Below are 12,906 nucleotides of genomic sequence, written 5' to 3' on the forward strand. Positions count from 1 at the left end.
AGTGACCGGAACCGTCCGGTGTCAGGTGGACTGCGGCGGGAGCTGAAGCGTGCTGAACCTCGGCTGGTTGGAGATCGTGGCGCTGATCGTCATCGCGCTGCTCGTCTTCGGCCCGGACAAGCTGCCGCAGGCCGCCGCGCAGGCCGGCAGGACCCTGCGCAACCTGCGGCGGATGGCGAACAGCGCGCGCGAGGACCTGCGTGCCGGGCTGGGACCGGAGTTCGCCAACTTCGACCCGGCGGACCTCAACCCCCGCCACTTCGTCCGCAAGCACCTGCTGGATGACGTCGAGGACGACTGGAACCGCCCTGCCGAGGCGGCCCCCGCCGCGGTTCCGGCCGCGCCCGCGCCGCCCGGCGGAGAACTGGGGTACGGGGAGATCCCGCCCTACGACTCCGAGGCCACCTGAGGCTGCTCGCCCGGCTCAGCCGACGCGGGCGCCGGACGGCGCCAGCACCTTGGCCAGGAACGCATCCAGGTTGGCGACGACCCGCGCCACACGCTCCTCGGTGGTCAGCGACTCCACCCGCATGCCCACCTCGGGCGCCTTCAGCCCCCGCACGTACAGCGAGCAGGCCAGGTCGGCGCAGATGTAGGCGCCCACGGTGTTGCCCTGGCGGCCGGCCGCGCCGACCCGGGCGGCGGTGAACAGGGCGACGCCCATGCCCGGGTGCGGGGTGATGCAGATGGAGCAGACGGTCGACTTGGAGAAGCTCCTGCGCACCTCCGTGGACAGCCGCAGGGACAGCCCGACCGGCTCGCCGTGCCGCTCGGCCACCAGGTAGGCCCGCTCCGGGGCGCCCGGGTCGCGCCAGCCCAGGAAGTCGAGGTCGGCCCAGGGGAGCCGGGCCATGTCACGCGGCAGGCTGAGGCGGCGGGCCTCGCCCTTGGAGCAGTTGACGAAGGAGTCGCGCAGTTCCTTCTCGCTGATGGCACGCATGAGCCGAGAACCTAGGCAATCGCTCGGCATGGTCGCAAACGGTTTACGGCGGGGCTTACCGTGATCCCATGTCGCATTCCATGATCCCTTATTGACGCTCCGGCTCCGACTCCCATGACGCGCTCGACGGCATCGAGCTGAACGAGGAGGCGTCGTGGGCCCACGACGCCGAGGTGGTCGCCTCCGGGCTGGTGACGATGCTGCGGCGGCTGTCCGCCCTCGTGCGCGACACGCTCGCGCTCGCCTGGCGCGCCGGCAGGGCCGACACGGCGGTCATGCTGGCCGCCACGCTGGCCGGTGAGATCTGCACGACCTTCGGGGTCCTGGCGACGACCGACGTCCTGGAAGAGCTGTTCAGCGCCGCGCCGACACCCGACAGGCTGCGCCAGGCGCTGCCCTCGCTCGCCTCCGTCGTGGTCGCGACCGTGCTGCGCGGCTCCTTCCGCGCGGCCGGGGAATGGGCGCGAGCGCGGCTCGAACCGCTCGTCACCCAGGCCGTGAACCTTCAGATCGTCGCCCTCACCACCCGGGTCGAGCCGGCCGCGTTCGACGATCCCGAGTTCCACGACCAGGTCCAGCGCACCTCCGAGGCGTCGGAGCGCGGTGCGGCGATGCTGTTGTGGGCGGTGATGGCGACGATCACTGGCCTGTGCGGCCTGCTGGCCCTGTCGGGCGCCCTCGGCGTGCTGCACCCCGCGTTGCTGCCGCCGATCCTGCTGGCCACCGTGCCGGGCACGTGGGCGACGGTGCGCGGCGCCCGCGTCGGCTACCAGGTCACCGCCGGCATCGCCGCTGCCAGGCGCAGGCAGGAGACCCTTCAGAAGCTGATGACCGAGCGCGGCCCCGCCGCCGAGATCCGCTCCTACGGCATGCGCCCCTACCTCCTCGGCGAGTTCCGGCGCATCTCCCGCTGGATCGTCGGCTTCGAACTGCGTGCCGTACGCAGGCAGCAGCTCGCCGAGATCCTGGGCGGCACGCTGGGCGGCGCCGCCACCGGCCTGGTCTACCTGGCGCTGGGCGTGCTGCTGTGGACCGGCCAGGTGCCGCTGGCCGTGGCCGGGACCGCGGCGCTCGCCGTCCAGCGCGCCACCGGCGCCACCCGCGACCTTCTCAACGGCGTCAGCGAAGCCTACGAGGCCGGGCTCTACTTCGCCGACTACCGCGACTTCCTGACGCGGGCGGCCGCACGGGTGCCGGTTCTGGGCGGTACGGCACCGCCGGACGACCTGGACCGGATCAGCGTGCGCGACGTCACCTTCACCTACCCGGGCGGCGACGAGCCGGCGTTGCGCGGCGTCAGCGTCGATGTCGCACCCGGCCAGGTCGTCGCCCTCGTCGGCGAGAACGGCTCGGGTAAGACCACGCTGGCCAAGCTCATCACCGGCCTGTACGTCCCGGACTCGGGGACGATCAGCTGGGGCGGCGTGGGCGTCGAGGAGATCGACAGGGAAGCCCTCCGCCGCCACGTGGCGGTGATCGCGCAGAACTTCACGTGCTGGCCGTTCACCGCCGGCCACAACGTCACCCTGGGCGGCGACCGCGATCCCGGGGCCGCCCTGGCCGCCTCGGGCGCCGACGAGGTCGTGCGGCGCCTGCCGTACGGGCTGGACACCCTCCTGGACCCCTCCTACCGCGGCGGGACGGAGCTGTCCGGCGGCCAGCGGCAGCGCATCGCGGTCGCCCGCGGCCTCTACCGGGACGCGCGCCTGCTCGTCTGCGACGAGCCCACCGCCTCCCTGGACGCGCGCGCCGAGCACGCGATCTTCGAGAGCATCCGCCGCCACGCCGTCCAGCGCACCGTCGTCATGATCACCCACCGGCTGGCCGGCGTGCGCTGGGCCGACCAGATCTACGTGCTGGGGCGAGGCCGCGTCGTGGAGTCGGGCACGCACGAGGAGCTGATGCGGCTCGGCGGGGTCTATGCGGGCATGTACGCACTCCAGGCCAGGGCTTACGCGCCGGCCCCGCCGGTCAGGGGAGGGCGTGATGGGATCCCGTGAGCCGCCCGGCTCACGCCCCGAGCAGCTCATGCAGGTGCCAGCCGTCCCTGTCGCCCACGACACGGAGGGCGAGCTCGGCCCTGCTTGCCAGGTCCAGCGGAGCCGTGCCCGCGACGGCGTAACCGTGGGCGAGGCGGTCCAGTGCCGCTCCGACCAGGGGACCGGCGGTGCGGACGGTCGCGGCCAGCGCGACCGACCTGGTGGATCCGCCGTGCAGCACGATGTTCCGCTGGCGGTAGAGACGGCGGAAGCTCGCGCGCAGGTACCGGTTGATGCGGTTCAGCGTGGGCGAGGGGCGGGCCACCAGCTCCCGCACGCGCTCGAACGCGGCGACGGTGCGCAGGTCGGCTGCCGGGCAGGGCGGGTGTGCGGCCAGCCAGTCCACCATTCGCCTGGTCCGTTCCCGGTTGTCGCCTTCGACGGCGGCCAGGTCTCGTGCCAGGCGGGCGTCGCTGGTCGCGATCTGCTTGTGGTAGCTCAGCGTGGTGAGTTCCGCGCGCGGCCAGCCCGCCGCCACCAGAGCCGCGGCCCGGTCGGCCGCCACGGCACGGCCCTCCTCCCGGTCGGCCTCGTCGGTGTCGCAGAACAGCAGCGCCTCGATCGCGGCCCAGGCGCCCGCCACGGCTTTGCTCGGGGAGCTCTCGGTGAGCGCCGCCGCCAGCTCCAGCGCGTCGTCGATGCGCGACCCGTGTGTGCCTGTCTCGGGGAGCTCGTAGAGCAGGCCGACGCGCTCCAGGGACACCACGCTGACCGCTGGGTCGCCACGGACGAATTCCTGGGGTTCGGGCTGGCCGGCGAGGAAGACCTGCGGGTAGACGTCCAGCCGTGTCTGGCCGCGCCGGTAGCGCACCCGGTTGCGGATCCGGTCGAAGAGTTCGGTGATCTCGTGGACGGCCGACACGTGATCCCGGGCACGGACGCGGAAAAGCAGTCCTCCGCTGATGCGAATTCCCGTGACGTGGGGAAAGCCGGTGGCCAGCCGATGGGCGACCTCTTCCTGGGACAGCCAGATGGGGGACTTGATCGCAACCTGGGCGGCCGGCAGCTTGTCCTGGAGGACGATCATGCCTTCGTACGTCTGCTCGCCCTGCTCTTCCAGCTCCATGAACAGCTCGATGACGTCCACCGCGGTGGAGGATTCATCCAGCCGGGAGCGGAGGTGACGGCGCAGGAAATCCTGGTGGAAACCGCTGTCGAGCACATGAGAGGTGATGCACCGGGCGGAACGTTCCACATGAACCGGTGCAGTCGCCACGAGATCGCGCCAACGGCGGAGATAACCGTCGGCGACCAGGTCGGTCAGGTGCCCCAGGGCGCGCTGGCTCCGGGCCGCCGGTTTGATGGGCGACTTGCAGAGCTGGTGGAGCTGCCGCCGGACCTCGCCGTCGCCGATCGCGCCGTCGGTCTTGAGCCTGGGCAGCAGCGACTCCTGGACGCACCAGGAAAGCGCGGCACGGGACAGGACGTGCCGCCCCACCCAGTCGGCCGCCTCGATCACCTCCCGCATGGCCAGGACCGTTCCAAGATCCCAGAGCCGGCGATGCCAGGGACTCCACGACTCGAGCAATTCCAGGATCCGGGCCTTGACCAGAGCGTCGGTCTGGGGGGTACCGGCGGTCATGACTCCTCCCGCAGTGCGTTCGCGAAGGCGGCCTTCGCACGTGGTCGGTTGCGATCGGCTCCGGCTGGGAGCTATCCTCGAAGGGACTAAGGCAGGGGAGTCGCCCTTCGGGGCCGCTCCCCATCGCCTTTTCTGGGGGGTTGCCGCGGAAAAGTCTTGCCGACACCAGCCCCATGCGTCTCACGATTTCGCTGATTGGCGGGCTCGCTTCCACGTTCCGGGCAAGCGTCCTTCCTCGCGCTGGAAGCGGCCGTGGCATCCACACCAAGCCCCTGCGCCATGGCGGTCGGCCACATTGATCCGGGGGCGTCTCCTCGCGTGAGGTGAGGTTCACGGCACCCCCGAGGAGATGTGATGAAGCGACGGTTAGCGAGCAGGGTGGCCGCGGCGCTGGTGGCGTTCGCGGCGACCGTGGCGGGCGCGTCCGCGCCGGCCGAGGCCATGACGGGTTCGGTGACGCTGGAGGCGAGCTACTCGACGGGCCTGGAGAACGGATGGGCGCTCGTCGAGCGTTACCGGGACAACTCCAGCGCCTTCGTGGCCGAGACATATCCGCCCGACGGGCGCGGCGACCACACCGGGCAGACCAGGAGGCTGTTCGGCGACGTGGCCCGGCCGCACTCCTCGCGCTTCCTGCTCTACCACGCGCCCGGCTGGCAGACCAACCCCAAGGCGACCCCGGTGCTGCTGGTCCACGGCGCCAACCAGACGGCCGACCTGGCCTGGGCGAACCCCAACGCCCGCGGCTCGTACGGCTGCGGCCAGGCCGACTGCCCGACCACCGGGCTGATGCAGCACCTGTCCGCGGCCGGCTACAAGGTGTTCGCGATCGGCTTCCCGCACGTCACCGGCGACGGCTACTACTGGGCCGAGCAGATCGGCGACGCCGTCAGGCTGATCCGGGCCAAGACCGGCGCCGCCAAGGTCGATGTGATCGGCTGGTCCAAGGGCGCGTTCAACGCCCGGATGTACGTGTCCTCGCTGCGGAAGTCCTGGGGTACGGCTTACGCCGGGGACGTGCGCAAGCTCATCCTGGTGGGCGGGCCGAACAAGGGGTTCGACTGGGGTTACCGGCACGGCTGGACCCACGATTTCGCGATATTTCCGGAATGTGGGGGCTCCCTCAATGCGCCCGCCCCGCACAGCGCCATGATCTGCTACGGCCTGTGGCGCAGCCACCCCGAGCTGAGCTACGAGGGCAACGCCTACCCGGGCTCGGACGACATGCTCTACCGCTGGGACGACGTCTACCCGCTGCCCGCGGCCGAGCAGGACTGGTACACCACCTACTACGGCGGCACCGGCTTCTACACGCAGGGCCGAGGCATCCAGTGGGCGATCGACCGCGGCTCGCTGGTCATGCCGCTCATCGCCGCCGGCACGCCGTCCGGCGTGCCCGTCTACCAGCTCTGCGGCAACCGCGCGGACATGGCGCTGCTGCACAACGAGCACACCGGCCCCTCGGACGGCGCGGTGTTCGTGGCCAGCTGCAGCGCTCCCGACGGCGTCGCCAACCGCGCCGCCGTGGCCACCCTGCCGCTCAACCACCTGAAGCTGGGCTGGGCGAGCGAGGCCAGGACCCAGATCACCACCTGGCTCGGCTGACCGCGCAGGCCGGTGGCGGGAACGCGGAAATCCGGTTGGCAGGCCGTCCCGGGCTGCCCGATACTGCCCCGGTGTTCTCCGACGCCGACGCCGCCGCCCTGTACGACCTGATGTATCCCTGGGACGGCATCCGCTTCCCCGGCGACGCCTTCTACCTCGGCCTGGTCATGGACGCGCCCAGCGTCCTGGACGTCGGCTGCGGGACCGGCGCCCTGCTGCACCAGGCGCGCGAGCGCGGGCACGCCGGGCGCCTGGCCGGGATCGATCCCAACGAGGCGGCCCTGGCCCGCGCCCGGCGCCGCGCCGACATCGAGTGGGTGCGCGGCGTCGCCGCCGACGCCGCCTGGGACCGCGAGTTCGACCTGGCGACGATGACCGGCCACGCCTTCCAGTGCCTCGTGGACGACGACGAGCTGCGCGCGTCCCTCGCCGCCGTCCGCGCCGCGTTGCGCGAGGGCGGCCGGTTCGCCTTCGAGACCCGTCACCCGCAGGCGCGCGCCTGGGAGGGCTGGACCCCGGCCAACGCCACGGAGGTCGAGTGGGCCGACGGGCGCATGCTGCGCGTGTCCCACCACGTCGAGGCGGTCATCGGCGACGTGGTGACCTTCACCGAGACCACCGCCGAGGCCGGCGGCGCGGTCCTGCGCGTCGACCGGACGAGCCTGCGCTTCCTGGACGTGCCGGCGCTGATCGCGTTCCTCGAGGAGGCCGGGTTCGCCGTCGAGGCGCAGTACGGCGACTGGGCCCGCGGCCCGCTCACGCCGGCCAGCCGGGAGATCGTCACGATCGCCCGGCGGGTGTGACCGGCCGGTCGCGGTCGGGCCGTACCGTCACCGGCGGGTGGGAGCCAGCCCCAGCTGCATGCCCTTGAGGCTGCTGGAGCGCTTGCTCAGCAGCCCGGCGATCCGGCGCAGCTCGGCCGCGCCCGGCGAGTCGGGGTCGGTCAGCACCAGCGGCTTGCCCTCGTCGGCGCCCTCGCGCAGCCGCATGTCGATCGGCACCTGGCCCAGCAGCGGCACCCGGGCGCCGAGGATCCGCGTGAGCGCGTCGGCGACGGTCTGCCCGCCGCCCTCGCCGAAGACGGGGATGCGCTCGTCGCAGTGCGGGCAGGGCAGCCACGCCATGTTCTCGATGACGCCGGCGATCTGCTGGTGGGTCTGCGCCGCGATGGACCCGGCGCGCTCGGCGACCTCGGCGGCGGCCATCTGCGGCGTGGTGACGACCAGGATCTCGGCGCCGGGCAGCCGCTGGGCGACGGAGATGGCGATGTCGCCGGTGCCGGGCGGCAGGTCGAGCAGCAGCACGTCGAGGTCGCCCCAGTACACGTCGGCCAGGAACTGGTGGAGCGCGCGGTCGAGCATCGGGCCGCGCCACACGACCGGCGTGTTGCCCTCGGGCTTGAACATGCCGACCGAGATGACCTTGATGTCGTGCGCGACCGGCGGCATGATCATGTCTTCGACCTTGGTCGGCCGCTCGGCGGCGCCCAGCATCCGCGGCACGCTGTGGCCGTAGATGTCGGCGTCGACGATGCCGACCTTCAGGCCGTTCTGCGCCATCGCCGCGGCCAGGTTGACCGTCACCGACGACTTGCCGACGCCGCCCTTGCCGCTGGCGACCGCGAAGACGCGGGTGAGGGAGCCGGGCTGGTTGAAGGGGATCTCCTTCTCCGGTGGCCGGTTGCCGCGCAGCTTGGTCTGGAGGGCCTTGCGCTGCTCCTGGCTCATGACGTCGAGCGAGACGCGGACCGAGGTCACGCCCTCGACCTTGGAGACCGCGTTGGTCACGTCGCGGATGATGGTGTCCTTCAGCGGACAGCCCGACACCGTGAGGTACACGCCGACGGCCACCTCGCCCGAGGGGGAGATGTCGACGCTCTTCACCATGTCGAGGTCCGTGATGGGGCGACGGATCTCGGGGTCGTTCACGGTCGCGAGGGCGGCCGTCACCTGCTCGTGGGTAGGTGCCATCGCAGCTGGGCACTCCTTGTCGCTGATATCGATCGGCGCACAGTAGATGCGCGCGCAACGTTTTAAGGTTACTCCGTGAATCTGACCGTCGAGGAACTGTCTCTGTGGCGGCTGCTGCAACGCGCCCAGGTGCGGATCGCGGGGCGGTTGGAGGCCGAGCTGGTCGAGGCGCACGACCTGGCGCTGGCCTCCTACGAGGTGCTGTCCCAGCTGGCGGCCGCGCCCGGCCGCCGGCTGCGCATGAACGACCTGGCCGACCGGGTGCTGCTGTCGCGCAGCGGGCTGACCAGGCTGGTCGACCGGTTGCAGCGCGAGGGGCTGGTGGTCAGGGAGGCGTGCGAGAGCGACGCCCGCGGGCTGTTCGCGGTGCTGACCGGCGCCGGGCTCGACCGGCTCAAGGAGGCGACGCCCACGTACCTGCGCGCCGTCCGCACCCATTTCCTGGACGCTCTCGACGGCGACGACGTGCGGCGTTGCCGTTCCATGCTGGCCAAGCTGGGGGTTGTGTGACCGGGGAGCATCATGTCAGTATCAAAAGTGCTGAATGGTGATTACTAACCCCTGGTGGTGTCTCGATGCGGTACACCGGACTCGCGCTGGCGTTGCTGTCCTCGTGGTGTTTCGCCTTCTCCGGGCCGATGGCGAAGTACCTCAACGCCGCGGGCCTGGTGCCGCTCCAGTCCGTCTGGGTGCGCATGGCGGGCGCGGGCCTGCTGATGGCCGCCGTCCTGGCATTGTTGAAGCCGCGGGCGCTGCGCGTCCCGCGCGGCAAGCTCGGCTTCTTCGCCGCCTACGCGCTGGTGGCCGTCGCCGGGGTGCAGTCGCTGTACTTCGTGGCCATCACCCGCCTGCCCGTCGGGGTGGCGCTGCTGCTGGAGTTCACCGCGCCGGTGATGGTGGTGCTGTGGGTGCGCTTCGTCCGGCGGGTACGGCTGCCGCGCAGCGCGTTCGTCGGCGCCGTGGTCGCCTTCGCCGGCCTGGCCGTCGTGGTGGAGTTCTGGCAGGGCATGCGCCTGGACGTCGTCGGCGTCCTGCTTGGCCTGGCCGCGGGCGCGTGCTGCGCGGCCTACTTCCTGCTGAGCGACAGCTTCGGCGAGGACGTCGACCCGCTCGGGCTGGTGACCTGGGGCATGCTCGGCGCCGCCGTCCTCCTGCTGCCCGTCTCCCAGCCGTGGACCATCCCGTGGCAGGCGTTCGCCGCGTCGCCCACGATCGGCGGCAACACGCTGCCCGCCCTGGGCGCCTATCTGTGGCTGATCGTCGTGGCCACCGCGACCGCGTACGTGCTGGGCGTCAACGCCGTGCGCAGGCTCTCGGCCGCGGTGGGCGCCACGGTCGCGACGCTGGAGGTCATCGGCGGCGCCGTCGTGGCATGGGCGCTGCTGGGGGAGGGCCTGGGCGTCTTCCAGATCGTGGGCGGGCTGCTCGTGCTGTGCGGGGCGGTGCTCGCCCAGCTGGCGGCGGCGCGGCCGGTCGCCCGTCAGGACGCTGAGGGCGCGCGCGGCCGGAGCCTGGCGACCGTCGCCTCCTGAGCCCAGCGCTCGGTCAGGTGCTCGCCGTCGAGCGCGTTGAGCCGCTCCTTGGCCAGGGCGGCGACCGGCTCCGGCTCGGCCGCCTGGTCGACCACCTCGACGTCGGCCTCGAAGGTGACGAGCCGGGCGCCGTTGTCCTTGCTGCGCAGGATCACCTCGACGGTGCGGCGCTCGGCCAGGCCCGGCAGGTGCTGCTCGCCGCCGCCGGTCACGACGTAGAGGGCGCCCTCGTGCCAGGTGTGCCAGGCCAGCCGCGGCCGGTCCAGCACCAGCCACAGCACGCTGGACTTCTTCGCGCCTTCCTCGATGACGGTCACGCCTCGACTGTAGTCCGCACTCACCCCGCCGTCGCCGTCTCCTCGGGCGTCGGCTCAGGGGGCGGGGCCGTGGACTCCTGGACGTCGGGCGTGGGGCTGGGCGAGGGGGTCGGCGAGGGCGGCGGGCTGTTCGGCGAGGGGGAGGGCGTCGGCCGCGGCGACCGCGTGACGTGGTGCGACGGCACGGTCCTGGTCCACGGCGGCGCCTGCGGCGAGCTCGGCCTCCTGGGCTTGACCGAGCCGCTGGCCTTGCGGACGCCGGGCGTCGCCGGCGCCGACGCAGCCGGGGTGGCGCCCAGGTCGAACCAGTCGAGCCTGATGTCGAAGAGGTCCCGCCCGAAGGCCAGGAACGCGAGCAGCAAGGTGAGCACCGTGATGAGGGCGGCCGACCGGCGCGAGAGGTCGGCGGGACCGTGCTGGGCGCCGGGCGGTTTGCGCGCCGGTGCGGGGCGGCTGACCGGCTTGGCCGTGCGGTTCTTCCTGCGCGCTTTCGCCTTGCTCTTGCTCACCGGTCGACGTGCCTCTCCGTAGCCCCTCGTCAAGCTCTGTACTTAGCAGCCGCGCCGTGATCCATTCGGCCGAAGGACGCTACGTCCGCAAATGCAACGCTTTCCGCCGTCCGTGGTGCTCTCCACGGTCCTGTACGGCTGGGCCGCGCGGGTCGCCGCGGAGCGGGCGCGACTACTCTTACTGGCCATGCGCTCACGACGTTCGGTGCTCGCGGTCCCCGGCAGCAACCCGCGCTTCCTGGAGAAGGCCCAGACCCTTCCGGCCGACGAGGTCTTCCTCGACCTGGAGGACGCGGTGGCGCCGGCGGCCAAGCAGGAGGCGCGCAAGAACATCGTCGAGGCGCTCAGGACCGGCGACTGGACGGGCAAGACCCGCGCGGTGCGCGTGAACGGCCTGGAGACGCAGTGGACCTACCGCGACGTGATCGAGGTCGTCGAGGGCGCGGGGGAGCACCTGGACTGCCTCATCCTGCCCAAGGTGCAGGATCCGACCGAGGTGGCCTGGCTCGACAGGCTGCTCACCCAGATCGAGCGGACCGTGGGCCTGGAGGAGGGCCGCATCGGCATCGAGGCGCAGATCGAGAACGCCCGCGGCCTGGTCAACGTGGACGCCATCGCGGGCAGCTCCAGGCGGCTGGAGGCGCTGGTGTTCGGCCCGGCCGACTTCATGGCCTCCGTCGGCATGCGCACGCTGGTGGTGGGGGAGCAGCCGCCCGGCTACACCGAGGGCGACGCCTACCATTACGTCCTCATGCGGTTGCTCATGGCCGCCCGCATGCACGACCTGCAGGTGATCGACGGGCCGTACCTGCAGATCAAGGACGTCGAGGGCTACCGGCGGGCGGCCCGCAGGACCGCCGCGCTCGGCTACGACGGCAAGTGGGTGCTGCACCCGCTCCAGGTCGAGGCGGCCAACGAGGTGTTCTCGCCCTCGCAGGAGGACTACGACCACGCCGAGCTGATCCTCGAGGCCTACGAGTACTACACCACCGTGGAAAGGCGCGGCGCGGCCATGCTGGGCGACGAGATGATCGACGAGGCGTCGCGCAAGATGGCGCTCGTCGTCGCCGCCAAGGGCCGCGCCGCCGGGCTGAGGCGGACCAAGCGGTTCACGCCGCCGTCGGCACAGTGATTCTCACAGCGTGACGCCGATGGCGGTGAAGAACCAGAACGACGAGGTGAGCCACAGCCCCACCAGCGCGGTGAAGGCGAGCCCGCCCAGCACGGGCAGGGCCCAGCCGGGCAGGCCCCGGCGCGGCAGCGCCAGCATCTTCGCGGTGAACACGCCGTAGAAGAAGCAGCCCAGCAGCGAGTGGACCAGCACGCGCGGCACGTCGTACTGCAGGCCCAGGGCGTACAGGCAGTGGAAGGCGACCGGGACGCTCAGCAGGAACGCCAGCCGGCCGGACCAGCGGTGGACGCCCGCCGGGATGCGGATCCCGATCTTGCCCCACATGGACAGGGCGGAGACCACCTGGACGATGGCCAGGACGAACGCGCCCGTGGTCAGCCACGCCTTCATCGGCAGCGCGCCGGAGAACCCGGCCGGGCCGATGGCGAAGCCGGTGGGTGTGTGCAGCCTGCCGTACACGCCGAGGGCGACCATGACCAGGCCGCCGGCGAGGAGCGGGACGAGCAGGGGCACGGCGCTCCTGCGCTGCTGCGGGTAGACGGCGGTCATGACATCTCCTCCACGAAACCGTCGACGTCCTCGGGCACGACGTATTCGCCGTTGACGTTGATGGGCCGGTCGGGGGTGAAGGTCGGCGTGGTGACCCGGGAGTCGTTGACGGAGGCGGTGCCGACCTGGATGAAGCCGTCCCCGTTGGGGTTGGCCAGGTAGATCCAGCTGGCCTTGATCTTGGCGCCTCTGACGATCCGCGTGGCCCGGTACAGGCCCGACGGCTTCTTCACGGTGGGGGCGACGAAGTCCCACTCCTTGCCGCCGAGCGCGACGACGCCCTCGGCCCTGCCGCCGCCGAACGTGGCGTTCAGCTTGGCGTCGCCGAAGCCCTTGAGCTTGACCTTGTCGCCGTCGACGGGGCCGATGAACCACGCCTCGGTCTTGCCGTCGCAGAAGTACCCGATGGCCTTGGCGCCGCGAATGGACACGGCGATGAGGGCCCGGGTGCGCTCGACGCGGCCGGCGTAGTCGGCCCGGACGACCACGGGCTTGGCGGCCTCCTCGCCGGGCGCGGAGGTGGTCTGGGCGGTGGCTCCCGTGACCTGCTCCGCGGCGGCCACGGTCTCGCCCGCAGGAGCGGCGGTCGCGCTGGCCACGCCCAGCCCCGCGGCCAGGACGGCGCCTGCCGCGAGGGTGACGAACGGCCCCAGTCTGGACATGACGTACTCCCAGGTTGTGCTGACGGACCCCTCGACGATGGCCTCTTCCGCGCGCTCTGTCTGTGAACT

The 12,906-nt window shown here is 71.9% G+C and carries 14 protein-coding genes; 7 read left to right on the forward strand and 7 right to left on the reverse strand.

Translation table 11 applies throughout. From position 1 onward, the window contains the following. The first annotated feature begins 49 nt into the window (after positions 1 to 49). Positions 50 to 409, forward strand: coding sequence for a sec-independent translocase (locus BSB02_RS05540; RefSeq protein WP_084957453.1), 360 nt, complete (start codon positions 50 to 52; stop codon positions 407 to 409). 15 nt (positions 410 to 424) lie between these two features. On the opposite strand, the gene BSB02_RS05545 is transcribed toward BSB02_RS05540, so the two are convergent. Further along, on the reverse strand, positions 425 to 940 hold the full coding sequence (locus BSB02_RS05545; RefSeq protein WP_084957455.1) for an FBP domain-containing protein: 516 nt from the start codon (positions 938 to 940) through the stop codon (positions 425 to 427). Positions 941 to 1,113: 173 nt separating this feature from the next. Here BSB02_RS05545 and BSB02_RS05550 point away from each other — a divergent pair, with 173 nt between their 5' ends. After that, the gene (locus tag BSB02_RS05550; protein WP_206184516.1) at positions 1,114 to 2,940 is read left to right on the forward strand and encodes an ABC transporter ATP-binding protein; all 1,827 of its coding nucleotides are present in this window, start codon (positions 1,114 to 1,116) and stop codon (positions 2,938 to 2,940) included. Between the two features lie 10 nt (positions 2,941 to 2,950). Here the strand turns inward: BSB02_RS05550 and BSB02_RS05555 are convergent, their stop codons facing one another. Continuing rightward, on the reverse strand, positions 2,951 to 4,561 hold the full coding sequence (locus tag BSB02_RS05555) for a hypothetical protein (protein ID WP_084957457.1): 1,611 nt from the start codon (positions 4,559 to 4,561) through the stop codon (positions 2,951 to 2,953). Positions 4,562 to 4,915: 354 nt separating this feature from the next. On the opposite strand from BSB02_RS05555, the gene BSB02_RS05560 reads away from it, so the two are divergent. Both BSB02_RS05560 and BSB02_RS05565 read left to right on the forward strand, forming a co-directional pair. After that, on the forward strand, positions 4,916 to 6,166 hold the full coding sequence (locus BSB02_RS05560) for an esterase/lipase family protein (RefSeq protein WP_084957458.1): 1,251 nt from the start codon (positions 4,916 to 4,918) through the stop codon (positions 6,164 to 6,166). 71 nt (positions 6,167 to 6,237) lie between these two features. Then, positions 6,238 to 6,969: a class I SAM-dependent methyltransferase gene (locus tag BSB02_RS05565; RefSeq protein WP_084957460.1), complete on the forward strand. Its 732-nt coding sequence runs from the start codon at positions 6,238 to 6,240 to the stop codon at positions 6,967 to 6,969. 27 nt (positions 6,970 to 6,996) lie between these two features. Here the strand turns inward: BSB02_RS05565 and BSB02_RS05570 are convergent, their stop codons facing one another. Continuing rightward, positions 6,997 to 8,136, reverse strand: coding sequence for an Mrp/NBP35 family ATP-binding protein (locus BSB02_RS05570; protein WP_084957462.1), 1,140 nt, complete (start codon positions 8,134 to 8,136; stop codon positions 6,997 to 6,999). 75 nt (positions 8,137 to 8,211) lie between these two features. Here BSB02_RS05570 and BSB02_RS05575 point away from each other — a divergent pair, with 75 nt between their 5' ends. Then, positions 8,212 to 8,646 carry a MarR family winged helix-turn-helix transcriptional regulator gene (locus BSB02_RS05575; RefSeq protein WP_206184517.1) on the forward strand — a complete coding sequence of 145 codons (435 nt, stop codon included), beginning with the start codon at positions 8,212 to 8,214 and terminating at the stop codon, positions 8,644 to 8,646. A gap of 65 nt (positions 8,647 to 8,711) precedes the next feature. Then, positions 8,712 to 9,668, forward strand: a complete 957-nt coding sequence (locus BSB02_RS05580; RefSeq protein ID WP_084957464.1) for an EamA family transporter — start codon at positions 8,712 to 8,714, stop codon at positions 9,666 to 9,668. Here BSB02_RS05580 and BSB02_RS05585 read toward each other — a convergent pair. Next, positions 9,617 to 9,985, reverse strand: a complete 369-nt coding sequence (locus BSB02_RS05585; RefSeq protein WP_084957466.1) for a hypothetical protein — start codon at positions 9,983 to 9,985, stop codon at positions 9,617 to 9,619. The two genes, BSB02_RS05580 and BSB02_RS05585, sit on opposite strands and share 52 nt — an antisense overlap. 20 nt (positions 9,986 to 10,005) lie before the next feature. Continuing rightward, complete coding sequence (locus BSB02_RS39370; protein ID WP_143590266.1) at positions 10,006 to 10,494, reverse strand: hypothetical protein; 489 nt, start codon at positions 10,492 to 10,494, stop codon at positions 10,006 to 10,008. Positions 10,495 to 10,681: 187 nt separating this feature from the next. Here BSB02_RS39370 and BSB02_RS05595 point away from each other — a divergent pair, with 187 nt between their 5' ends. Further along, positions 10,682 to 11,626, forward strand: coding sequence for an HpcH/HpaI aldolase/citrate lyase family protein (locus BSB02_RS05595; protein ID WP_084957626.1), 945 nt, complete (start codon positions 10,682 to 10,684; stop codon positions 11,624 to 11,626). 3 nt (positions 11,627 to 11,629) lie between these two features. Here the strand turns inward: BSB02_RS05595 and BSB02_RS05600 are convergent, their stop codons facing one another. Both BSB02_RS05600 and BSB02_RS05605 read right to left on the reverse strand, forming a co-directional pair. Beyond that, entirely contained in the window at positions 11,630 to 12,175 is a 546-nt protein-coding gene (locus BSB02_RS05600) for a DUF6529 family protein (protein WP_084957470.1), read from the reverse strand. Then, entirely contained in the window at positions 12,172 to 12,837 is a 666-nt protein-coding gene (locus BSB02_RS05605; RefSeq protein ID WP_084957472.1) for a hypothetical protein, read from the reverse strand. Before BSB02_RS05605 ends, BSB02_RS05600 begins: the two co-directional genes overlap by 4 nt. Positions 12,838 to 12,906: the final 69 nt, after the last annotated feature.

It is taken from the genome of Thermoactinospora rubra (genome assembly GCF_002093975.1).
Taxonomy (GTDB): domain Bacteria; phylum Actinomycetota; class Actinomycetes; order Streptosporangiales; family Streptosporangiaceae; genus Nonomuraea; species Nonomuraea rubra_A.

What these genes read in the sequence shown, in the direction of transcription:
- BSB02_RS05595 (WP_084957626.1), top strand. Translation starts at nt 10,682, where the DNA reads ATGCGCTCACGACGTTCGGTGCTCGCGGTCCCCGGCAGCAACCCGCGC.
- BSB02_RS05545 (WP_084957455.1), bottom strand. Translation starts at nt 940, where the DNA reads ATGCGTGCCATCAGCGAGAAGGAACTGCGCGACTCCTTCGTCAACTGC.
- BSB02_RS05600 (WP_084957470.1), bottom strand. Translation starts at nt 12,175, where the DNA reads ATGACCGCCGTCTACCCGCAGCAGCGCAGGAGCGCCGTGCCCCTGCTC.
- BSB02_RS05560 (WP_084957458.1), top strand. Translation starts at nt 4,916, where the DNA reads ATGAAGCGACGGTTAGCGAGCAGGGTGGCCGCGGCGCTGGTGGCGTTC.
- BSB02_RS05555 (WP_084957457.1), bottom strand. Translation starts at nt 4,561, where the DNA reads ATGACCGCCGGTACCCCCCAGACCGACGCTCTGGTCAAGGCCCGGATC.
- BSB02_RS05605 (WP_084957472.1), bottom strand. Translation starts at nt 12,837, where the DNA reads ATGTCCAGACTGGGGCCGTTCGTCACCCTCGCGGCAGGCGCCGTCCTG.
- BSB02_RS05580 (WP_084957464.1), top strand. Translation starts at nt 8,712, where the DNA reads ATGCGGTACACCGGACTCGCGCTGGCGTTGCTGTCCTCGTGGTGTTTC.
- BSB02_RS05570 (WP_084957462.1), bottom strand. Translation starts at nt 8,136, where the DNA reads ATGGCACCTACCCACGAGCAGGTGACGGCCGCCCTCGCGACCGTGAAC.